Raw genomic sequence first — 21,803 nt, 5'->3', positions numbered from 1 at the left:
GGAGGCGAACATCGCCCAGCTGCACACCGTCCAGTCCACCACCCGCGCCTACCGCGCCGGCGTCGAGCACATCGTCGCCAACTTCAAGGACGCGAAAACCATCATGGAACGCCGCGCGAAAGTCGCGGCCGAACTCGACGCCGTGGTCGGCGGCATCCTCGACCGCTCCATCCAACGCACCAGCGAGGAGGCCGATCTCGCCTCCACCACCCTCGGACACACCACCACGCTCGTCATTGCCGGCGTCCTCACCGCGCTCCTCGTCGGCCCGATCACCGCCTGGCTGATCGTGCGCGCGCTCAACCGCACGCTGCGCGACACCTCCATCGGCCTCACCCAAGGCGCCGTGCAGATCGCCTCCGCCTCGAGCCAGGTCTCCTCCACCAGTCAGAGCCTCGCCCAAGGCGCGAGCGAGCAGGCCGCTTCGCTCGAGGAAATCAGTTCCTCCCTCGAGGAACTTTCCAGCACCACCAAACACAACGCCGTCAACGCCGCCGCCGCCAAGACCGCCGCCGACGCCGCCCGCTCCACCGCCGAACACGGCGCCGAGGAAATGGAGAAAATGCAGCAGGCCATGGCCGGCATCCGTCAGTCCTCCGCCGACATTTCGAAGATCATCAAGACGATCGACGAGATCGCCTTTCAGACGAACATCCTCGCACTCAACGCCGCCGTCGAAGCCGCCCGCGCCGGCGAGGCCGGTGCCGGCTTCGCCGTCGTCGCCGACGAGGTCCGCACGCTCGCCCAGCGCTGCGCCGTCGCCGCCAAGGAGACCAACGAGAAGATCACCGACGCCACTCACCGCAGCGAACAGGGCGCCACTCTCTCCTCCAGCGTCACGCAAAGCCTCCAGGAAATCGTCACCAAGTCCCGCGAAGTCGACCGCCTCGTCGCCGAAGTCGCCACCGCCTCCCGCGAGCAGAGCGCCGGCCTCGAGCAGGTGAACACCGCCGTCACCCAGATGGACAAGGTCACCCAATCCAACGCCGCGAGCGCCGAGGAAGCCGCCAGCGCCGCCGAGGAGCTCAACGCCCAATCGCACGAACTCCGCCACGCCGCCGAAGGTCTCGCCGCGCTCGTCGGACTCGAGACCCGCGAGGACGAACCCGTGGCCCCTGCCCTCGCGGCCACGCGCCACGCCGTTCGCCCGACCGCGAAAGCCGCGCCGCGGAAATCCCCCGCCCTCGCGTCCGCACCGGAGCCCGCCGATCTTCATTTTCGCTGATCAGGGGTGTTCAGCGACTGCGCCGCCGGTGCCCGCGAGGGACCGGCGGCTGAAATTTTCTCCCTTCCGCGCCGGGCTCCGTTCGCGGATTGCGCGCGCTCCGTCCACCGCGCATGCTCAGACGAACCCGCCCTCGCCATGGGCATACCCAGCCCCACTGACACCGGCACGATCCTCGCCCTCTTCGGGCGCAGCGTTTCGTGGTCCGGCAAATCGTTCGATCTTCGCCGCCAGGCCGGGACCGCGCTCGCGCTCCATGTTTGGATTCCGAAAGCGCTCGCGGTCCTGGACCCGGAAATCGAACTCGCCCTCGACGACGCCCTCGCGCGCGGCGTCATTCGCAACAGCTACGCGAACGTGCTCCACAGCCGCATCGGCGGCCAGTTTATCCAGGACTACGTCCTGTTTCCCCTGACCGGTTTCCGCCCGCCGACCGTGCCCGACGGTTTTTCCCGCACCCGCCTCGTCGGCCTGCGCGCCATCGTCCACCACAACGCCGCAACCATCGCCGACAGCACCCGTCTGCTGCTGCTGCGGGACGGCGAAGACGAATCGCCGCTGTATCTCAGCGAGATCGTCGCCGACGAGAATTTCGCCCACCGCTCGTTCGACGCGCTCTGGTGCACCTGCCACTGTTGAGCCCGCCGCTTCACTTCCGCGTCCGCACCGGCCGCTTCCGCTCCGGGAAAAGCGTGCGGCAGATCTCGCACACCATGCCGTCGCAGCCGTGCGCCGTGCAGTGCTCGCGCCCGTAGTAGATGATCCGCAGGTGCAGCGGAGTCCACTGCTCGCGCGGAAACAGCTTCTTCAAATCGCGCTCCGTCTGCTCCACGTTCGCGCCACCCGTGAGTTTCCAGCGCTGCGCGAGCCGGTGGATGTGCGTGTCGACTGGAAACGCCGGCACGCCGAACGCCTGGCTCATCACCACCGACGCCGTCTTGTGTCCCACGCCGGGCAATTCCTCCAGCTCCTCGAACGTCCGCGGCACCGCGCCGCCGTGTCGCTCGATCAGCAACTGCGAGAGCCCGCTGATCGCCTTCGCCTTCTGCGGCGACAGCCCGCACGGCCGGATGATCTCCTGAATTTTCGCCACCGGCACCTGCCGCATCGCCTCCGGATTGTCGGCGAGCCGCCACAGGTGCGGCGTGACTTCGTTCACGCGCTTGTCGGTGCATTGCGCCGAGAGCAGCACCGCGACGAGCAGCGTGTAAGCGTCGCGATGTTCGAGCGGGATCGGCGGGTTCGGATAAAGCGCCGCCAGCCGCCGCGCCGCGAAATCGGCCCGCGCCTGCCTCGTGGAAAAATCCCGCCCGCTCGCGTGCGCCGCCGGTCCGCCGCTCATTTCGCCTCCGCCGGCGGCGTGAATTTGAACGGCAGCTCCGCCTTGCTCTCCACCGCGACGCCGGCCTTCACCGGCGGCAGGAAGCGCCACAGCCGCACCGCCGCGAGCGCGGACTCGCCGAATTCCGGCGCCGTCGCCGACGCGACCTCCGCGCTGAGCACCAGGCCCGTGCGCGTGACGCGGAAGCGCACGACCGCCTCGCCCTTGATCTTGCTCTTGAGGAAAGCGCGCGGGTATTCCGGCGCCGGTCCGATGAACGGCCGCAACGGCGCGTCGTTCACGCCTTCGAGGCGGCGGCGCACCATCCGGTCGAGCACCTGATCGCGGAACAGCGGCGGCTGCTCGGAGTGCAGCAGCTCGCCGCCCTCGGAAAACAGGTGCAGCTGGAAGCGCCCCTCGCCGAGCTTGAAGCTCACCGGCACGTAGACCCGCGCCTGTTTCGGCACGCGCGGCTCGAGCTCGCCGACCTCGTAATAGAAAATGTATTTTCCCGCCTCGAGCTGCAGCTCGAGCACGAAGAACACGTCCTTGAGATAGAACGGCGACTCGAACGTCGCGTGGAATTCGAACTGGTTGTTGATGTCGCCGCTGCCGTTGAGCGTGAGGTAGGTGCTCCGCGCCTCCATGTTGCGGACCGAGACGAAGAACGGCAGGAACTCCTTCGCGTCGACCAGTCCCGCCTTCGCCCCGCGGGAGACGGTGACGCGCTTGCCGTCGACGTCGACCTGCGGACTGCCGTCGTGCACCGCGCGCACGAGCGCAATCTGGCCCTTGTGCTCGACGCACAGAACCTGCTGCGCCGATGCCGGGCTGGCGGCCAGCACAGCCAATGCTCCGATCAATGCCGAGAAACTCGCCCTCATGCTCCACGCCCATAACGCCTCGTCTCTCGACGGGCAAGCTGCCGAAAAAAAGACCGGGAAGCTGACGCTTCCCGGTCCTGAGACTTTGACGAACTTGGTGGCGGCTTAGTCGCTGATCACGAGCGCACCGTTGCCGTTGATCACGAGCTTGTCGGCGATGACGCCGCCCGTGAGGACGGTGCCGCCGTTGATCGTGACCGTGCCCTTCGGCGCCGTGACGAACGCGTCGCACCGCACCGATCCGTTCAGCGTAAGGCTGCCGTTGGTGAGGTTGATCTCGAGCCACTCGGGGTGTCCGGCCGTGCCGATCGAGCCGTTGAGCGTAAGGTTGCCCGGCAGGTTGATGATGACCGGGCCGACGACGGTAACCTTCGAGTTTCCATTCAGCGTGAGCGACTGGAAGTTATAGACCGAGGGCGTCGTCGCGCCGGCGACGCCGAGCACGAGCGTGTTGTTGCCGTTGACGGTGAACGAGCCGTAGGTGCCGGCGGGCACGGCGAGCGCGGGGATGTTGCCGTTGATCGTCAGGTCGCGGAGCGTGGCAAAGTTGCCGACGGACTGCGACGCGTTGTTCAACGTCACGTTGCGCGTGGCGGTGGGCGCCGGCACGGCGGGCAGCGCGGGGAACGCCGGCGGATTCACGCGCGTGACGAGACGGTGCAGCGCGGAGCCGCCGTTGAGCGTGAGCGTGTAGCCGGACGGCGTGGCGGTGCCGGCCGAAACGGTGGTGCCACCGAAGGCCGGGTTGCCGTTGAGTCTCACGTTCGGCGTGCCCGGGACGAGGAGATCGCCCGAGATCCAGGCGCTGCCGTTGAGCGTGATGTTCTCGCCCAGCGTGACCTGGATGGAGCCATCGATCGCGCCGTTGAGCGACGAGAGCCGGCGCACGAGCGCGCCGATTTCGATCACCAGCTGGCCGGTCGCGGTGCCGGTGTAGCCGGCTTGGTCGATCGTGGCCTCGACGCTGTAGACGCCAGGCAAGGTCGGCGCGGTCTCGCTGCCGTTGTAGGTCAGCTTGACCGTGAGGTTGGCGGGCGTCGTGGTGGCGGTGGCGCTCTTCGGCGTGCCGTCGTAGGCCTGCGTCAGGTTGCCCAGCGTGACCGTGGCGCTGGCCGCGGTGACGGTGAGCGTGCCGGACGCCGAGCCAGTGTAGTTGGCTTCCTGCACGGTAGCGACGACGGCGTAGGTGCCGACCGCGGTCGGCGCGGCGGCGCTACCGTCGTAGGTGACGGCGACGTTGAGACCGGCGGGCGCGGTGGTGACGCTCGCGGCGCGCGGCGTGCCGTCGTAGGTCTGGCTCAAGTTGCCGAGCGTGACCGTGGCGGGAGCGCGCGCGATCGTGAGCGTGTCGCTCGCGGGAGTAGCCGTGTAGTTCGTGTCCGTGACGGTCGCGGCGACGGCATAGCTGCCGGCGTTCACGGGCGCGGCGGTGTTGCCGTCGTAGGTTACCGCCGTGGCGATACCCGCCGGCGCGGTCGTGACCGACGCGGTGTGCGCGCTGCCGTCATAGACATAGCTCAAGCCGCCGAGCGAGATCGTCGCGGTGGCTGGGGCGATGGTCAGCGTGCCGCTGGCGCTGCCGGTATAGTTCGCATCGTCGACGCTGGCCGCGACAGCGTAGCTGCCGGCATTGACCGGCGCAGCGGCGCTGCCGTCGTAGGTCAGCGAGACCGTGAGACCCGCGGGCGTGGTGGTGGCGGACGCGGCATGCGCCGAGCCGGTGTAGGTCGCGTTGAGGTCGCCGAGCACGACGTCGGCGCTGGCTTTGGCGATTACGAGCGTGCCCGTGACGGGCGCCGCGGTGTAGTTCGCGTCGGCGAGCGTGGCGACGACGGCATAGCTGCCGGCGTTGGTCGGAGCGGTCACGCTGCCATTGTAGGTGATGACCGTGGACAGACCGGCAGGCGAGGTCGTGACGCTGGCGGCGTGCGTCGCGCCGGAATAGGTCGCGGTGAGATCGCCGAGGGTGATCGATGCTGGCGCGGGATCGATCGTCAGGGTGCCCGACGCGGTGGCGGCGGTGAAGTTCGGATCGATCACCGTGGCGACGACCGCGTAGTGGCCGGCGTTGACCGGCAGCGCCGCGGCACCGTCGTAGGTGACGCTGACGGCGATGCCGCCCGGCGCGGTGGTGACGGTGGCCGACTTGCCGCCGCCGCTGTAGACGTGGGTCAGATCCCCGAGCGAGACGCTGGCCGCGGCGGGCGAGATGACGAGCGTGCCGCTCGCGGTGCCGGTGTAATTGGCGTCGTCGATCGTGGCGACGACGGCATAGCTGCCGGCGTTCACGGGCGCAGCGGCACTCCCGTCGTAGGTGAATGCGACGGTCAAACCGGCGGGCGCGGTCGTGGCGCTGGCGGCATGGGCGGCGCCGTTGAAGGTCTGCGCGAGATCGCCGAGGGTGACGCTCGCGGCGGCCTTGTTGACGGTGAGCGTCGCGGCGGCGCTGGTGGCGAAGCCGACGTCGTTGCTCACGACGACATCGTAGCTGCCGGCGGCGTCGGTGAGGACGCCGGAGAGCGTGAGCGTGCTCGCACTCGCACCGGCGATGGCGTTGCCGTTCTTGCGCCATTGATAGTGCAACGGGCCGGTGCCGTCGGCGAGAACGGAGAACGTGGCGCTGTCGCCAACCGTGACAGTCTGCGCGGCGGGCGAAGCGACGATCGTGGGCGCGACGGGCACGAGCAACGTGGCGACGGTGACCTTCAAGTCGTCGATGCGCCAGTTGGCCGTTCCGGCGCCGGGGCTGCCGGTGCCGCCGTAACCGTAGATCCGGAACGTGACCGGGGCGTTCGCCGCGCCCGTGACGGCGGTGAGCGCCGGCGATTGCAGGGTCCACGTGCTGTTATTGAGCAACGTGCCGCTGCCGATCGGCGCGGCGTAGCCGTCGACGCTGCTGTAGATCGCGTAGGCTTGCGGACCCGTGCTCGTGCTGCGGGTGCCGAAGCTGAGGGCGGTGACGAGCAGCTGCTTGCCGGCGTCGGGCGTGAAGGTGAACTCGAAGTAGGCCGAGCCGCCCGCGCCCTGGTTCAGCGCGCCGATGCGGGCGGCTGCGCCGGCGTTGAACGTGCCGGAGGCGCCGGTGTAACCGCTGGAGACGGACGTGGTGGTGAGCATCGTCGTCGTGCCGTTGTTGTTGTTCTGCGTCACAAGACCGCCGCTGACGTCGGCGGGCAGGCCGCTGGTCGGCGTGGCGGTCGTGAAGTCCCAGTAGACCGCGCCGGGAGCGACGGCCGTGACGGTGAGCGCGGCGACGTTGCTGGCGACGCTGCTCACGCTGTTGGTCACGACGACGTCGTAGTTGCCGGCGTCGCCGGGCTGGACGTTCGCGAGCGTGAGGATCGCGCTGGTGGCGGTCGGGTTGCCGGTGATCGGCGTGCCGTTCCTGCGCCACTGGTAAGTCAACGGCGAGCTGCCGCTGGCGGCGACGGTGAAGCTCGCGGTGTCGCCGACGGCGACGGTCTGCGCAACCGGCTGCGTGGTGATCGCGGGCGCGATCGGGAGCGACGTGCTGAACGAGGTCACATAGTTGGCCGCCGGGTGCAGTGTGCCGGAGGCGAGATCCGTCACTTGGTTGGCGTTGATCGTGACGGTGACGCTATCGCCGGCCGGGAAGCTGACGGGGGGCGTAAGCGTAAACGTGGTCGGTCCGCCGGTGACGGTCGCCGCGACGGTGCCGTTGGTGGCGCTCGCAATGGTGAACCAACCGCTGCCGACGCTGACCGGCTGGCTGAAGTTGACCGTGATCGAGGTGTTTTGGGCGACGCCGGTGGCGCCATCGGCGGGCACGGTCGAGACGACGGCCGGGGGCGTGGGCGCGGCGGTGACGAGGGCGGCGGCGACCTTGAGGTCGTCGATGCGCCAGTTGATGGTGCCGCTGCCGGGCGAGCCGGTGCCGTTGGAGCCGTAGAGGCGGAAGGTTACGGGCGTGTTCACGGCGCCGGTGACGGTGCCGATGGAGGCGGTCTGGTAGCTCCAGCTGCTGTTGTTGAGGATGGCGCCGGACGCCAGGGCGGAGGCGAAGCCGTTGACGCTGCTGTAGACCGAGTAGAGTTGCGCGCCGGTGCTGGTGCTGCGCGTGCCGAAGCTGAAGCCGGAGACGACGACCTGCTGGCCGACGCCGGGCGTGATGGTGAACTCGAAGTAGGCCGAGCCGCCGGCGGCGGTGTTGAGCGCGCCGGTGCGGGCGGCGGCGCCGGCGTTGAAGGTGCCGGAGGCGCCGGTGTAGCCGCTGGAGGCCGAGGTGCTCGAGATGGGGGCGCTGACGGTGCCGAGGTTGTTGTTCGAGGTCACCGGCGAGACGGTGGCGCCGGCGGGCACGCCGCTGGCGGGGCTGGCGTTGGCAGCGGAGGTGCCGAAGTTCCAGTAGATGTCGCTGGAGGTGTTGACCGTCAGGTGCGCCGGGTTGCTGGTGGCGGGCAGGCCGATGCCGTTGCTGACGACGACGTCGTAGTTGGCGTCGTCAGCGGCTTGCACGCCGGCGATGACGAGCGCGGCGGTGGTGGCGGTGGCGTTGGTGGTGATCGGGGTGCCGTCCTTGCGCCACTGGTAGCTGAGCGGCTCCGTGCCCTTGGCGGCGACAGTGAGCGTGGCGGTGCCGCCGAGGGTGGTGGTCTGCGCCACGGGTTGCGCGGTGATCGTCGGCGCGGCGGCGAACACGCCGAGGGTGGCGGTGGCGCTGGTGGCGGAGCTGACGCTGTTGGTCACGACGACGTCGTAGCTGGCAACGTCGGCGGCCTGGGCGTTGCTGATGGTGAGCGTGGTGGAGGTCGCGCCAGCGATGTTGCCGCCGTTGGCGAGAGCGCTGCCGTTCTTGCGCCATTGATAGGTGAGCGTTGGCGAACCGGTGGCGGCGACGGAGAAGGTGGCCGCGTCGCCGGCGGAGATGGTTTGCGAGCTGGGCGAGGCGCTGACGACAGGGGGCAGGCCGTTCACGATGAGTTGCGCGGAGCTGCTCGTGACGGAGCCGACGGCGTTGGTGACGGTGACCGTGTAAGAGCCGATGTCGGCGGCGGTGATGTCGGTCAGCACGAGGGTGTCGCTGGTCTCACCGTCGAGTGGCGCGTCGTCCTTGTTCCATTGATAGGTGACGGCGGTGGAGCTGTTGACGGTGACAGAGAAGGCCGCGCTGCCTCCGAGACCCGAGGTCTGGCTGGCGGGTTGAGTGACGATGACCGGCAGGCCGGCGCTGCTCTGGCCGTCGACCTTCACGCGGAGCGCCGCCGCGACGGCGGGGTCGAGGTTGGTGAAAAAGGTATAGCCGGTGTCCGCCTCGATCTGGGCGACGGAAGTGATGTAGTTTTGCCAAGGATCGTTGCGGACGCCCTGGACGTTGGGGATCTTGATGGCGATGACGCGGGTGTTGGCGTCGATGTGGCTCGGCGCCGTATCGGTGGCGGGGTTGCGGCCATTGAGCGGGACGACGACGACGATCTTCCAGACGTAGCCGGGAATCGAGACGCCGCTGGCGATGGTGGAGCCGCTGAAGCCGCTCGGACCGCAGGTGATGAGCAGTTCATTGCCTTGGCCGGCGATGCTGCGGCACTCGGTTTCGAAGCTGGCCCATACGCCCTGATTGTTGTCCGGCGCCTGCGGGACCATGTTCGACATGTAGAAAACGATCTGGTTGTCGGCCACGGTCACGGTGCGGTCCGCCGAGGGGCACATGTGCCCGCGATCGTAGCCGGACCCGGAGTAGTCGGTGGTCTGCACGATGGTGAAACCGGCGGGCAAATCGGGATCGATCGTGAAGCTCGAGCGACCGCTGCTGCCGACATCGCCGCTCGTCAGATCCCAGCTGACCCAGTTGGGCTCACGGCGGGTGTCGTTGTAGTCCATCGCGTATTGGTCGCGTTGGATGAGATAGTTGACGTGATTCGAGGTGGTCGCGGATGCGCTGCTGGGATTCCCCAGCTGCATCTGGTAAGCCGCGCCGATAACGGCGAAGCTCTGCACGACCACGGTGAAGAACAGCAGCACGCCGAGAAGCGCGCGGCCGAGGGGACGGATTCGGGTGGACATAAAGGGGACGATCCCACGTCAGCCGCGGTGACGCAAAGCGCCGCCACGCCGCGAGGGCAGGACAGGTTAGCAGAGGACAGGAATGCTGCGCAGGAGGCGCGCGCAGCGGCGGAGCAACTTCATGGAGAGCTCAAGTTTTCCTGAGCGTGCGGGACGGAAATAGCCGCCCGCAACCCGCCTGGGTGACGACGCGGCAACTTATGAGTGACGACGCAATGAAACGGCCCGTATTTCAACGCGGGGGATGTGTGCGAGGCCATACACGATGTCGCCGCGCTGCACATCAACACCGAAGTGACGGACATGGGTAGAAATTGACGAATGGCATAAGTTTTTGACCGCAGGAGATAATCGCGACCGGTAACTCGACGTAGTCCCAAATCTCAGTTGCGGGCCGCTCGGCGCGGGGCCTAGGTTCGCGCATGGCATTGTCCCGCGAATCCCTCGCCCCGCTCGACATCTTTGAACGCCGCCACACCGGCTCCCCCGCCGCCGAAGTCGCAGATATGCTGCGCACCGTCGGCTACGAGTCGGTCGACGCCCTGGTCGACGCCGCCGTCCCGGCCAAGATCCGCCTGAAGCGCCCACTGCGCCTGCCCGCCGCCGCCGGCGAGCGCGAAGCCCTGGCCGAGCTCCGCGCCCTCGCGGCCAAGAACAAGGTCTACCGCTCCTTCATCGGCCTCGGCTACTACGACACCGCCACGCCCGGCGTCATCCAGCGCAACATCCTCGAAAATCCCGCCTGGTATACCGCCTACACGCCGTATCAGGCCGAGATTTCCCAAGGTCGCCTCGAAGCGCTGCTCAATTACCAGACGCTCGTCACCGATCTCACCGGCCTCGAAATCGCCAACGCCTCCATGCTCGACGAAGGCACCGCCGCCGCCGAAGCCATGATGCTCGCGCACCGCGTGAAGCTCGGCGAAGCCGCCGCCGCCTCGACCTTCTTCGTCTCCGAGCGCTGCCACCCGCAGACGATCGATATCGTCCGCACCCGCGCCAAGCCGCTTAACGTCTCCGTCGTCGTCGGCAACCACGCCACGTTCGACTTCGCCGCCGGCAACGTCTTCGGCGTCCTCGTCCAATATCCCGACACGACGGGCAACATCGTCGACTTCACGGCCTTCTTCGAGAAGGCCCACGCCGCCGGTGCGCTCTGCGTCGTCGCCACCGATCTCCTCGCGCTCACGCTCCTCAAAGCCCCGGGCCAATTCGGCGCCGATGTCGCCGTCGGCTCCGCGCAGCGTTTCGGCGTGCCGATGGGCTTCGGCGGGCCGCATGCGGGCTTCCTCGCCACCAAGGACGCCTACAAGCGCCAGATGCCCGGCCGCCTCATCGGCATCTCGAAGGACGCCCAGGGCAACCCCGGCCTCCGCCTCGCCCTCGGCACACGCGAACAACACATCCGCCGCGACAAGGCCACGTCCAACATCTGCACCGCGCAGGTCCTCCTCGCCGTGATGGCGTCGATGTATGCCGTCTACCACGGCCCCGAGGGGCTGAAGAAGATCGCCCAACGCACGCGCTGCCTCACTCGCTTGCTCGCCGACGCGCTCAAGACCACGCACGCCATCATCAACAGCGAACCGGTTTTCGACACCCTCACGATTTCCGGCGTCAACGCCGCCGCGCTCCACGCCGCCGCCGACGCCGAGAAGATCAACCTCCGCCGCGTCGACGACACCACGGTCGGCATTTCCCTCGACGAGACCACCACGCTCGAAGACGTCGAGACGCTCGCCGGCCTCTTCGGCGCCACGCTCAACCTCGAGGTCGAACCCGTCGGCTACGCGCCCACCCTCGCCCGCACCACGCCGTTCCTCACCGCCAAGGTGTTCAACAGCTACCACACCGAGCACGAGATGCTCCGCTACATCAAGCGCCTCGAGCTGAAGGACCTCTCGCTCGTCCACTCGATGATCTCGCTCGGCTCGTGCACGATGAAGCTCAACGCCACCGCCGAGATGTTCCCGGTCACGTGGCCCGAGTTCGGTCGCCTCCATCCGTTCGCGCCCGCGGAGCAGACGAAGGGCTACGCGAAGCTGTTCAAGGACCTCGAGAAATGGCTCAGCGAGATCACCGGCTTCGCGCAGGTCTCGCTCCAGCCCAACGCCGGTTCGCAGGGCGAATACGCCGGCCTCCTCGTCATCCGCGCCTACCACGAGTCGCGCGGCGAAGGCCACCGCAACATCTGCCTCATCCCGACCAGCGCGCACGGCACCAATCCCGCCAGCGCCGCGATGAACGGCATGACCGTCGTTCCCGTCGCCTGCGACGCCAGCGGCAACATCGATGTCGCCGACCTCAAGGCCAAGGCCGAGCAGCACGCCGCGAATCTCGCCGCGCTGATGGTCACCTACCCCTCGACCCACGGCGTGTTCGAGACCGCGATCCGCGACATCTGCAAGATCGTCCACGCCGCCGGCGGCCAGGTTTACATGGACGGCGCGAACATGAACGCCCAGGTCGGCCTCACCTCGCCCGGCTACATCGGCGCCGACGTCTGCCACCTGAATCTCCACAAGACCTTCTGCATCCCGCATGGCGGCGGCGGCCCGGGCGTCGGCCCGATCGGCGTTGCCAAGCACCTCGCCCCCTTCCTTCCCGGCCATGCCGTGGCCGCGCCCACCATCGCGCAACCCACCGCCATCGGCGCCGTCAGCGCCGCGCCCTATGGCAGCGCCAGCATTCTCGTCATCTCGTGGATGTATATCCGCATGATGGGCGCCGACGGCCTCACGCGCGCGACGAAGTTCGCCATCCTCAACGCCAACTACGTCGCCAAGCGCCTCGAGCATTATTTCCCGACGCTCTACAAGGGCGGCAGCGGCCTCGTCGCGCACGAGTGCATCCTCGAATTCCGCCCGTGGAAAAAACACGGCCTCGAAGTCGAGGACGTCGCGAAGCGCCTGATGGATTACGGCTACCACGCGCCCACGATGTCGTTCCCCGTCCCCGGCACGCTCATGATCGAGCCCACCGAGAGCGAGACGAAGACCGAGCTCGACCGCTTCTGCGACGTGCTCATCTCGATCCACGGCGAAATGGCCGCGGTCGCCAGCGGCGAGAGCGACAAGCTCAACAACCCGCTCAAGCACGCCCCGCACACCGCGGCGGTGGTGACGGCGAGCGAGTGGCCGCACCCGTATTCGCGCGAGGTGGCCGCATTCCCCGACCAGTGGACGCGCGCCTCGAAATTCTGGCCCAGCGTCGGCCGCATCGACAACGTCTACGGCGACCGCAACCTCGTGTGCTCGTGCGTCGGCATGGAGGCCTATTCGCAGCAACCCGCCGCGCAGGCCTGAGGCAGAGCGAGCCCGCTGGGCCCGCCGAAAAACTGCCCTCGCACTTCAAAGCCCCGCTCACCCGCGGGGCTTTTTCATGCCCTGCCGTGCCACACCGCATCACTGCGCGCGGCGTGCATGATCGCCAAAACGACCACCCGTTCGCTCTCGACGCGATAGACGATTCGATACGGGAATCGCTTGGAAAAAATCCACCGCACCCCAAACCGGCGGTGACGCAAACGCGGCACCAGCGGAGCGCCAGCTAACGTAGAAATTGCTCGCGCCACTTCTCGCACCAACTCGCGTCCCAGCTCAGCACTGCGCGCCTCATACCAAGCCGCCGCCTCGTCGAGCTCCGCAAGCGCCTCCGGCCGCAGCTCGACCCGCCAACTCATAGTCCGTAACGGGCCTTGAGTTTAGCTTCCATTATCTCCCACGAGATCGCCGTCCCAGGATTGCGTTCGTGCTCGGCAATACGCGCTTCGATCAACGCCTTCTCCTCGGACGAAAGCTCATCGGCATCCATCCACTCTTCGCCCGCCAGCTCCGCCAGCCGAGCGCGCACCAAATCGCGCTCCTCCGGCGACAACTTCGGCAGCTCAGCGAGGACTTCCTGAAAGCTCATGCCCGCACCGTAGCCACCCGACTCCGGCCCGCAAGCCCGGAGCCGGATGAGCCGTCGACCGCATCGACAACGTCTACGGCGACCGCAACCTCGTGTGCTCGTGCGTCGGCATGGAGGCTTATTCGCAGCAACCCGCACCGCAGTCCCGGCGCACTCGACCTCTGTTCGGCGCTCTTTGGAAAGCATCAGAGCGATATCTCCGGTCACACGGCGCGGTTCGCTTCCGTCCAAGGGATTGATGACGCCGGCTTGCCTCCGATTCAACGGAGCGTGGATCGGCGTCTCGTCACGACCCGTCACGGGTTCAACTCAAGCAACAACATGAAAATCGTCCCGAAAGCCTGCGCGGTCCTGGGCCTGTCCGTCTTTGCCGGCGGCAGCTGGCTCTCCGCGCAAAGCAGTCCCACCACATCCCAAACCATGAATCCTCCCTCCGCCATGAAGTCCCAGAGCGACACCGACAAAATCATCGCCACCGTGCAGCAGGTGGCCACTGCCATGGAGCGGGGCGACCTCGCGGCCGCCTTGGCTACCTACGAGCCCAACGCGCACCTCGTGGTGCAGCCCGGCCAGACAGTTTCCGGTCCGGCTCTGGGCGAAGCGCTCAAGGGTTTCATCGCGATGAAGCCCAAGTTCACCATGAACAAACATGACGTCGTCATCTCCGGCGACATCGCGCTGCACATCTCGCCGTGGTCCATGGAAGCGACTGATCCCGCCAGCGGCGCCGCGATCAAAGGCGGTGGGCTTTCGCTGGCCGTGCTGCGCCACCAAGCCGATGGGCGATGGCTGATGGTCACGGACAATCCCTATGGGGGCGCGGTGCTGGCTCCGCCGGCCAACTAACCGTGATGCCGCCGCCGCGGGAGCCGGCAACATGCCCGGTTCCCGCGATTTTCTCCTTATCCCGCCGCACGCGCGCCCGGGTTCAACCGGTCTCCTCGCCCAGACGAGCGGCGCTCTGGTCCAGACCAGCGAGGATCGAATCGAGCGTGAGCGCGAAATCGGCGACCGGATCCGGCAAGGACTGGGCTCGGAACAACGCCACCGTGCGCTCGCCGCTTTGGAGCGCGCGGATGGCGTGCTCGACCTCCTCGAAAGGCCGGACGGCGGCGCGCGGCGTGGTGTGTTGCAGCTGCGCCGGATCGATGCGCCCGAGCGCCAACGCGGGAGCGACGCGGCGAGCGCAACGGCAGGCCGCGCCTGCGTTGACGAGACCGCAGGAACGCTGGGTGAACTCCCGCACGCGGGCTCGTGCCCGGGAAAGGCGCTTGCGGAACGTGGGCGCCGAGACCCCGAGCGCCCGCGCCGCCTCGAGGTGGTCGAACTCGAAAATCTCACCGACGACGTAGGCCGCGCGGTGCGGCCGATCGAGGCAGAGCAGCATGGCGAGCGAGCAACCCGTGCGGACTTCGTGCAACAGCCCGTTGTAGTCGGGTCGCTCGCGCAGTTCCTGCGTGGGTTCCTGCGCGCCGCGGTGCAGATCCTCGGCAAAAGCCTCGAAGGTGCTCACCGCCTTTTCCGCGCAACTGCGGCGGAAATCGATCAGGTGCCGGAGCGCCACGCGGTAAAGCCACGTCGAAAATCGGCTTTCGCCGCGGAAAGTGGAGAGGCGGGTGACCACGCGAACGAGGATTTCCTGGCACGCATCCTCGGCGTCCTGCCGCTGCCAGAGCATGCGCAGGCAGAGCGCGAAGAGCTGCGGCTGAATCGCCCGCACCAAGTCGGCGAGCGCGCTGCGATCACCGGATTGCGCGCGGGCCACGAGATCGACCGGCACGTCATTCATGCCGCCGCCTCCAGCAGGGATTTCAGCGCCGCCAGTTCATCACGAACGACACCGGAGAAGAACGTGATCATCTCCGTCAGTTTTTCAGGCGGCAGCGTCGGGGCGAAGAAAAATTGCAGGTTGGTCCGGCACTCCCCTTCGGCGATGGCGCGGGCATACGCACGCTCCACCGCACCGTCGGGAAGTCGCATGGTCCAATCGACGACACCCGAGTCCGCCCCAGCCGTCACCTCGAGTCCGCTGGCCACAACACCCTGCGGAGTCTCATACTCGGCACCCAAGGCGGTGACGGACCGGAGGGCCCTGGTCCAGCGCGGCAGCATGTAGCGGTCCGACACAAATCCGAAGACGTCCGCGCGTGAACGGGCGATGCTGACGGCTTCGAGCACGAAAGTTCTCTCCGACGAAGGTGTGGTTTGTCCCATATACCGACCTTGGACGGAAAGAGACGCCCGCGTGTGACCAAGAAAGCATCCGCTCCATGGAGATTGCCCGACGGGTGGACGCGCGCCTCGAAGTTCTGGCCGAGCGTCGGCCGCATCGACAACGTCTACGGCGACCGCAACCTCGTGTGCTCGTGCGTCGGCATGGAGGCCTATTCGCAGCAACCCGCGCAGGCCTGAGCCAACGCGAACATAACCCTTTCAAAGCCCCGCCGAGGTGCGGGGCTTTGGTTTTCCTACCGGACTACTCGGACGAACGCCATGCGCGTCGAATCTCTGGCAGAGGATCGGTAGCGCAGATTTCTTTCCAGCGGAGCAAAACGTCAGGTAACTCTTCCGCTCTCCGTTCAAACGCAGCACTGAGCCGACTGGCGAGTAAGCCGGCCCATGCTCGCGCGTGCAGTCCTTCGGCGACAGCAACTCTCGTTATCTCGCCGCGCAAATAACGACCTCGCAAATCGGTCGCGGCCGTCTCCTGCGCCAGCGGATCTAGCGCCAGCAAAAGACGCTTTTCCAAATCGCTCGGCAGTCGGTCAGCACCGATAAACTCAGTCAGACAACTCACCACGCTGTCAAAAGCCGGCATTTGTCGCAACGTGACTCGTGCAACCAATAGCCAGATCAGCGCTTCAGGAAGCGCGCCAGCTGCGTCAGCGGGTCCGAGCGCGTCCGCGCGGCGCGTTATGCCACCATCGTGGGATCGGCGGCGAAAGTAATCCGACGCCGAGATCACGAAACTGCCGTCGTCGCCGGACGTTCGCCAAAAAACGCCCCGCAATCGTGGAGTCGCGGGGCGGATGAGAGCGCTGCGGTAGATCGCGCGGTGTCTCGGCTCAATCGCGTCGCGCTCAGCCCGTGAGCACGCCGTCGGTGTTCGCGATGGCGACGCCGCCGAGTGCGTAGGGCGTGAGGTCGAAGCTCGCGGGCACGAAGCCGTAGCCGTTGTTGGCCTGACAGACCAGTTGCACCTGGACGTTCGTGCAGCCGGCGTAATTGCCGGGCGGAAGATAACCGGTGCGCGGGCCGGCGGCGAAGGCCGGCGCGCCGTTCACGAGCGGCGGCGCGTAGGGATTCACGACGGACACGACGCCGTCCACGACCGAGAGCGCGATGTCGCCGCGCGTCGTCAGATCAAAGGTGACCTGCGTCGTCGTGCCGTTGGACAGCGGCGCGGTGCACGAGAAGGTCACGGCGATGTCCTGACACGAGGCCGGATACGAGCCGGGCGGCAGGTAGCCTTCCCATGCATCGGTCACGATGACGCCGCCGCTGATCTGGAACCACGGATGGTCCGCCCACGCGGTCGACGCGTCGCCGGGTGAGTAGATGTTGTAGCACTGGCTCGAGATGAAGCGGTAGGTGTTGTTGCACGCGAGCGCGCCGGGCCAGGTGCCGTTGAAGCAGTAGTGCCACGGCTCGAAGGCACGGGAGCCGTCCTGGCTCGTGGTAACGGGGATCGGGTTGCCGTTGATGTCGAAGGGCGGGTGCGCGAACGACGGCTGCGGCCAAGCTTTGTGGGTGTTGGTGTGCCACGCATCGCCCCAGTAGCCGCTGCCACCGGTGAAGATCGCGCCGAACTGGAAGCCCGCGACGTAGTCGGCTTTGTCGTCGGTGAAGCCTTGGTCGTAGAGGTATTGGAAGAGATTCCAGCCGCCGTAGCGCGAGAGTCCGCCGGTGGGCGCGAAGATTTTCGCGAACTCCGATCCGAGCGGATAACGCCACGCGGTCAGCGCCGGCGGGAGATTCCACGCGTTGCCGATCAAGGTGCTGTTCTTGCTCAGCACGTCGGTGCCGGCGCTCCAGTTCCGCAGCTTGCCGGAGAAGTGCCCGAGCACGAGCAGGCCGCTCTGGGTCTCGTAATAGATCGTGCCGGGTGTCTGGTCGGAAACGCGCGGAATGAGTCCCGTCGCCATGTCGTCAGGGAGCGCGCCGAGCAGGCCGTGGAATCGATGGAAATACGGCCAGAACGTGGCGCGGAACAGATCGCGCTGCTGCACGAGATTCGGCGCGGAGCCATCGGCGCCGGAGCCGCCGATGAGCGTGGCGTTGTAGACGGCCGTAGCGGCGGGACTGACTGCCAGCGGAGTCGTCACGCTGGTGACGGTGGCGTTCGCCTGGTAATTGTGCGCCTGGATGACGAGCTGCACGCCCTGCGTCTGCAGCATCGAATAATAGTGAAACAGCCACTGCGCGGTGGCGAAGCAGTTGCCGTTGGAGAGAAAATTCTGGGCGGTGCCGTAGACCGCGTCGGGTCTCGTCATCGCAGTGGCAAGCGCCGCCGGCAGCGACGTGGCAAGCCCGGCGCCCATGATCGTGTCGTGGATCGTCTGCAACGACTGGACCACGCCGCCGTCAGGATTGAGCACCTCCGCGGCGAAAGCCGCGAGGGTGGCAGGCGCATTGCCGCCAGTCGCCGTGGTGGCGCCGGAGGCGATCTGGACCGACGACTGGATGTTGGAAACGGCCGTGACCATCGTCTCGGACACCAGGTTGACGTCGAGCTGATCGAGCTCGGCCAGGACCGCGGAGAGCTGCTGGATGATCGTGGCCTGATTGTTCACGATGGTCGTGAGCTGCTGGTCGATCTGCGCGAGCGCGGCGGAGACGGAACTCGAACCGGAGTTAAAAATCCACGAGCAGACGAGCGACATGAGCTGACTGCCCACGCCGGAAATCATGCCGCCGACGAGGTCCTTGGCGCCCCACGTGAGCAGGTCCGACGCGCTGGTGGAAAACGCGCTTTCGGTGACGCTTGCGGCGACGCCGTCGGTCGTCTCCGCCAGATCCTCCATGCTGTCGGCGAACGCGCCATCTTCGGCGCTGAGCACATCCATCCACGTCGTGTCGTCGGCGGACCATTTGGCGGATTGGGGAATCTCCGGCGGATCGTCCTCTGACAACGGCGCGGGCGACGAGCCGGCCGCGTGCGCAGGACGGCGCGGCGGCGGCGTGGCGAACAACGGCCGCACCGGCGGTCGCTGCGTGGCAAGGCTGGCGCCCCACGCGTGCCAGCCGCCGGCGGTCGCGACGGTCGCCTCGAGTTTCGGAAACGCGAGCACGTGCGGCGCGGCGATGTGCGCGAGGAAGCCCGCGGAGTAACCGGGCATGAACTTCGCGACCATCGCGCCGAAGAGGTGGCCCTTCACGTGCGCGTCGGCCTGCGTCGGCGTGAGCGCAGGACTCGCGGCCTGCAACGCGCGCGCGGCGGTCGAAGCGGCGTTCAGGTAGATGAGCGCGCCAGCGCGCGGTGCGACCGGCAATGCGGCTTCGTAGACGAGCCCGCTCGCGGAGCGCGAAATGGCCTCGGGCACCTGCGCGGCGGGGAGCGCGAGATTCGGGAAACCGTAGAGCGCCGCACCGGGCGGCACAGCGGCCGAGGTGAGCGCGAAACGGCCATTAGGCGCCGTGGCGACGGCAGCAAGGACGGAGCCATCCGGGGCGATGAGCGCGACGGTGCCGGGCACGCGGTGCGGTTGGGTGAGCAGGCCTTCGAGGAGCATGGGGGCGAGGGTGACGGACGTTTGCCGTGCGCAGCAGGCGGTGAACGAACGGCGGGACGGCTCTCGTTGGGGTAACCGCCGGACGGAGAGCGAGACGAACGGCAGTCCTCCCAAGGCGCGAAATGGCGCCGTTTGGTGCCACACACCTTGAAAATCGCCCGCGTATTATGCGCAGGCTTCGGCTTAGGCTGCTCGCCCGACGCGCCGAATCACTCCTCGCTCTCCATCTCCGGCGCGCGCACGGGCGCGAGGAGGCGGTCGAGCTCGGGTTGCGTGGCGTTGCGGATCGAGATGACGGTGAGGATCGACGGGCCGGCGGGGAGCTGCACTTGCGTCGGCGTGTTCGGCTTCAGTCCGAGCAGCACGGCGGCGAGCGGCGATGCGTGGGGGAGGCACTCGATGTTCGTCTCCGAATCGGTCGCGGTCTCGCCGTAGGTCGCGACGAGGAATTTGAAACTGTCCTTCCGTTTCGCTCCGACGTCCTGCTTCTCGATTTTGATGACGTGGCCGAGTTGGACAAAGTCGGTCGGCTTCGTCAGCCACGCGGCGGGGTCGATTTCGATGAATGTGTTACGGCGATAGAAACGGTCGAGGTCGTCCATTTTGCGGTCGACGGCGCGGATGGCGTCCTTCGCGGCCTTGAAGCCGAAGTTCTCGCGCAGGTCGCCCTGGCTGTGCGCCTCGACCTTGTCCTCCACGAGCGCGGCGCGTTTCACTTTCAGCGCCTCGAACTCCTCCGTCAGCACGCGCAGGAAACCGCGGCGCACGTAGATCGTCATCGGGGGCGGCGGGGCGAGGCGGAAGATGTTCTTGCGGCGCGGCGGAGCCATACGTTGCCGAGTGAGCAAGCCGCGAAACGAAAGGCAAGTCGCGCGCGGCGCGAAAAAGCCCCGCGGTTGCCCGCGGGGCTTTGGCCCTCGATCGCCGGCTCGCAGTCTGACACACACGGCGATCGAAAGGAATCGAGGGCGCCGACCGCCTACTGTCGGCGCGGCGCGGGGGCGGCGAGGCTCTTGACCTCGGTCGTCGGGGGCGGCGTGGACTGCGGCACGAGCACGGGCATGACGTTCGGCACCGCGTAGGGCGAACCGGCGCCGAGGACGTGGCTGAGCGCGACGAGGCGCGCGGGGAGTTTCGGCGGGTTGTTCTGGAAGTTATACGAGGTCGCGTTGTGGCAGAGGAAGCAGTTGAGCATCGTGTTGCCGCCGGTGGTCGGCACGGCGTTCGACGGTTGCACGGCGGGGACCTGGAAGAACGTCTCGGCGGTGGTGTTCGCGAGGTTCACGGAGCCGACGGCGTTGGTGTTGTTCAGCGTGAGCGCGTTCGGGTTCGAGGGCACGTAGGTGTTCGGGAGCATCCAGACGGTGCCGACGAGGAAGTAGCTGCCGAAGGCGTTCTGCGGCGCGGGCAGGCCGGCGTAGAAGGTCTTCGCGGATTTGTTGAGCGAAGCGATGTTGGACGGGCCTTGCGGGGAGTTGGTCTCGCTGCCGGTCTGGTTCGCGAGCACGACGTTGGTGCCGACCGAGGTGGAGCGCGTGGTGCCGGCGGTCGTGAAGTTCGGGCCGTTGACCGGCACGGTGACGGTCGTGAATTTCTGCGAGGCGAGGTCGAACTTCAGCAGGTAGGGCGCGGCTTGGTTGCCCTGGTTGTAGTTGATGTTCTGCCACGGCGTGTTCGCCTGGTAGAAGGTGTAGCCCTTCGGGTCGCTCGCGGTGGAGGTGGCGTCCCAGGTGTTGTCGGGGAACTTCGGCGTGTTGTCCTGATGCTCGAAGGTGGCCCAGAGGAACTCGGGGTGGTTCACGGTGTAGCCGACGACGTGCAAGCCGACGAGGGCGACGTTCACCGTGACGGTCTGGCCGCTCGGCGCGACGGTCATGGTGTTCTTCGTGCGGTAGACGGTGAGCACGGGCACCTCGGCTTGCGTGACGTAGGCGCCGGCGGGCGGCTGCTGGCCGGGATCGAGGCGGAGCCATGTGGCTTTGAAGACAGCGGCGCCGACGTCGAAGAAATCGTTCGCCGGCTGGCTGGTGTAGCCGCCGGTGGCGATGAGGTTGCGCTTCGCGGTGGCGAAATACGACGGGTTCATGTGCACCGAGGCGTAGACGGGATAGCCATTCGGTGAGACGAGCATGTTGCTGTCGGCCTCGACGATCGCGCCGGCGCTTTCGGTGAACGTGCCGTCGGCCTTTGCCTGCAGGGCGCGGTGGCCGAGCTTGAGCTTGCGCGGATGGATGTCGCCGGCGGATTTGGCGTCAGTGAACAGATCGGCGGGCGTCGGCAACATCATGAAGCGCGGCACGCCGTTGCTGTTGAGCGCGGTCGCCCAGACGAACGCTTCCCACGACCATTGGTGGAACGCGCAGTCGGGCGTCGGCATGTTCTTGGTGTCTTCGGTCGGGAACGGCGCGCCCGGCTTCAGGTAGGCGGGGAGCAGTTCCGGCCAGCCGATCATGGGGCAGTTGTCGAAGCCGGCCGGGGCCGGACCGGCCGCCGTGGCGGGCGCAGCGGCGGGAGCTTGGGCAAACGAGGCGGTGCCGGCGCAAAGCGCGGCGAGGAGGACGAGACGGCGCGCGAGCGGCGCGCGGGGCATGCGGTGGTCAGCGGTGGATTTCATGGGTGTGTTCGGGTGAGCCCGGCACGTCATGGCCCTGCCGCGCCGGGAAACTGGATCGACGGCTCGCCCCGAATCTCGCGCGTGGTGCGCGACG

16 protein-coding genes are annotated in these 21,803 nt (G+C 67.4%); 5 read left to right on the top strand and 11 right to left on the bottom strand.

Features of this window, described 5'->3' with window-relative positions; genetic code table 11:
• Positions 1-103: 103 nt before the first annotated feature.
• Both KF715_14765 and KF715_14760 read left to right on the top strand, forming a co-directional pair.
• A complete protein-coding gene (locus KF715_14765; protein MBX3737956.1) occupies positions 104-1,225 on the top strand; it encodes a hypothetical protein in 1,122 nt (373 codons plus the stop codon).
• A gap of 138 nt (positions 1,226-1,363) precedes the next feature.
• Complete coding sequence (locus tag KF715_14760; GenBank protein ID MBX3737955.1) at positions 1,364-1,864, top strand: hypothetical protein; 501 nt, start codon at positions 1,364-1,366, stop codon at positions 1,862-1,864.
• A 10-nt stretch (positions 1,865-1,874) separates the two neighbouring features.
• Here KF715_14760 and nth read toward each other — a convergent pair whose 3' ends face one another.
• From nth to KF715_14745, 3 genes are all read right to left on the bottom strand, one after another.
• Positions 1,875-2,567 carry an endonuclease III gene (gene nth / locus KF715_14755; GenBank protein MBX3737954.1) on the bottom strand — a complete coding sequence of 231 codons (693 nt, stop codon included), beginning with the start codon at positions 2,565-2,567 and terminating at the stop codon, positions 1,875-1,877.
• Positions 2,564-3,397, bottom strand: a complete 834-nt coding sequence (locus KF715_14750) for an energy transducer TonB (protein MBX3737953.1) — start codon at positions 3,395-3,397, stop codon at positions 2,564-2,566. The genes nth and KF715_14750 overlap by 4 nt, the downstream gene beginning before the upstream one ends.
• A gap of 138 nt (positions 3,398-3,535) precedes the next feature.
• On the bottom strand, positions 3,536-9,451 hold the full coding sequence (locus tag KF715_14745) for an immunoglobulin domain-containing protein (GenBank protein ID MBX3737952.1): 5,916 nt from the start codon (positions 9,449-9,451) through the stop codon (positions 3,536-3,538).
• A 422-nt stretch (positions 9,452-9,873) separates the two neighbouring features.
• Between KF715_14745 and gcvP the strand changes: the two genes are divergently transcribed.
• Complete coding sequence (gcvP, locus tag KF715_14740) at positions 9,874-12,756, top strand: aminomethyl-transferring glycine dehydrogenase (protein MBX3737951.1); 2,883 nt, start codon at positions 9,874-9,876, stop codon at positions 12,754-12,756.
• Between the two features lie 74 nt (positions 12,757-12,830).
• Here gcvP and KF715_14735 read toward each other — a convergent pair whose 3' ends face one another.
• Entirely contained in the window at positions 12,831-13,133 is a 303-nt protein-coding gene (locus tag KF715_14735; protein MBX3737950.1) for a type II toxin-antitoxin system RelE/ParE family toxin, read from the bottom strand.
• A complete protein-coding gene (locus KF715_14730; GenBank protein ID MBX3737949.1) occupies positions 13,130-13,363 on the bottom strand; it encodes a hypothetical protein in 234 nt (77 codons plus the stop codon). The genes KF715_14735 and KF715_14730 overlap by 4 nt, the downstream gene beginning before the upstream one ends.
• Before the next feature lie 321 nt (positions 13,364-13,684).
• Here KF715_14730 and KF715_14725 point away from each other — a divergent pair, with 321 nt between their 5' ends.
• Complete coding sequence (locus tag KF715_14725) at positions 13,685-14,209, top strand: DUF4440 domain-containing protein (GenBank protein MBX3737948.1); 525 nt, start codon at positions 13,685-13,687, stop codon at positions 14,207-14,209.
• 82 nt (positions 14,210-14,291) lie between these two features.
• Here KF715_14725 and KF715_14720 read toward each other — a convergent pair whose 3' ends face one another.
• Together KF715_14720 and KF715_14715 are read right to left on the bottom strand one after the other, a co-directional pair.
• Complete coding sequence (locus KF715_14720) at positions 14,292-15,152, bottom strand: RNA polymerase sigma factor (protein MBX3737947.1); 861 nt, start codon at positions 15,150-15,152, stop codon at positions 14,292-14,294.
• The gene (locus KF715_14715) at positions 15,149-15,541 is read right to left on the bottom strand and encodes a hypothetical protein (protein MBX3737946.1); all 393 of its coding nucleotides are present in this window, start codon (positions 15,539-15,541) and stop codon (positions 15,149-15,151) included. Before KF715_14715 ends, KF715_14720 begins: the two co-directional genes overlap by 4 nt.
• Before the next feature lie 69 nt (positions 15,542-15,610).
• Between KF715_14715 and KF715_14710 the strand changes: the two genes are divergently transcribed.
• Positions 15,611-15,775 carry a hypothetical protein gene (locus KF715_14710; GenBank protein MBX3737945.1) on the top strand — a complete coding sequence of 55 codons (165 nt, stop codon included), beginning with the start codon at positions 15,611-15,613 and terminating at the stop codon, positions 15,773-15,775.
• 64 nt (positions 15,776-15,839) lie between these two features.
• Here KF715_14710 and KF715_14705 read toward each other — a convergent pair whose 3' ends face one another.
• From KF715_14705 to KF715_14690, 4 genes are all read right to left on the bottom strand, one after another.
• The gene (locus KF715_14705) at positions 15,840-16,328 is read right to left on the bottom strand and encodes a hypothetical protein (GenBank protein ID MBX3737944.1); all 489 of its coding nucleotides are present in this window, start codon (positions 16,326-16,328) and stop codon (positions 15,840-15,842) included.
• A gap of 115 nt (positions 16,329-16,443) precedes the next feature.
• Entirely contained in the window at positions 16,444-19,095 is a 2,652-nt protein-coding gene (locus KF715_14700) for a hypothetical protein (protein ID MBX3737943.1), read from the bottom strand.
• A 209-nt stretch (positions 19,096-19,304) separates the two neighbouring features.
• A complete protein-coding gene (locus KF715_14695) occupies positions 19,305-19,925 on the bottom strand; it encodes a hypothetical protein (protein MBX3737942.1) in 621 nt (206 codons plus the stop codon).
• Between the two features lie 149 nt (positions 19,926-20,074).
• Positions 20,075-21,709, bottom strand: coding sequence for a hypothetical protein (locus KF715_14690; protein MBX3737941.1), 1,635 nt, complete (start codon positions 21,707-21,709; stop codon positions 20,075-20,077).
• Positions 21,710-21,803 lie beyond the last annotated feature (94 nt).

Source organism: Candidatus Didemnitutus sp. (assembly GCA_019634575.1).
In the GTDB taxonomy this organism is placed as follows: domain Bacteria; phylum Verrucomicrobiota; class Verrucomicrobiia; order Opitutales; family Opitutaceae; genus Didemnitutus.
Note: the sequence above shows the minus strand (reverse complement) of the source record. Positions and strands in the feature narration are given on the sequence as shown.

Excerpts from the sequence above, each read along its gene's own strand:
- KF715_14765 (MBX3737956.1), top strand. The coding sequence starts at position 104 with ATGGAACGCCGCGCGAAAGTCGCGGCCGAACTCGACGCCGTGGTCGGC.
- KF715_14760 (MBX3737955.1), top strand. The coding sequence starts at position 1,364 with ATGGGCATACCCAGCCCCACTGACACCGGCACGATCCTCGCCCTCTTC.
- nth (MBX3737954.1), bottom strand. The coding sequence starts at position 2,567 with ATGAGCGGCGGACCGGCGGCGCACGCGAGCGGGCGGGATTTTTCCACG.
- KF715_14745 (MBX3737952.1), bottom strand. The coding sequence starts at position 9,451 with ATGTCCACCCGAATCCGTCCCCTCGGCCGCGCGCTTCTCGGCGTGCTG.
- gcvP (MBX3737951.1), top strand. The coding sequence starts at position 9,874 with ATGGCATTGTCCCGCGAATCCCTCGCCCCGCTCGACATCTTTGAACGC.
- KF715_14735 (MBX3737950.1), bottom strand. The coding sequence starts at position 13,133 with ATGAGTTGGCGGGTCGAGCTGCGGCCGGAGGCGCTTGCGGAGCTCGAC.
- KF715_14730 (MBX3737949.1), bottom strand. The coding sequence starts at position 13,363 with ATGAGCTTTCAGGAAGTCCTCGCTGAGCTGCCGAAGTTGTCGCCGGAG.
- KF715_14725 (MBX3737948.1), top strand. The coding sequence starts at position 13,685 with ATGAAAATCGTCCCGAAAGCCTGCGCGGTCCTGGGCCTGTCCGTCTTT.
- KF715_14720 (MBX3737947.1), bottom strand. The coding sequence starts at position 15,152 with ATGAATGACGTGCCGGTCGATCTCGTGGCCCGCGCGCAATCCGGTGAT.
- KF715_14700 (MBX3737943.1), bottom strand. The coding sequence starts at position 19,095 with ATGCTCCTCGAAGGCCTGCTCACCCAACCGCACCGCGTGCCCGGCACC.
- KF715_14695 (MBX3737942.1), bottom strand. The coding sequence starts at position 19,925 with ATGGCTCCGCCGCGCCGCAAGAACATCTTCCGCCTCGCCCCGCCGCCC.
- KF715_14690 (MBX3737941.1), bottom strand. The coding sequence starts at position 21,709 with ATGAAATCCACCGCTGACCACCGCATGCCCCGCGCGCCGCTCGCGCGC.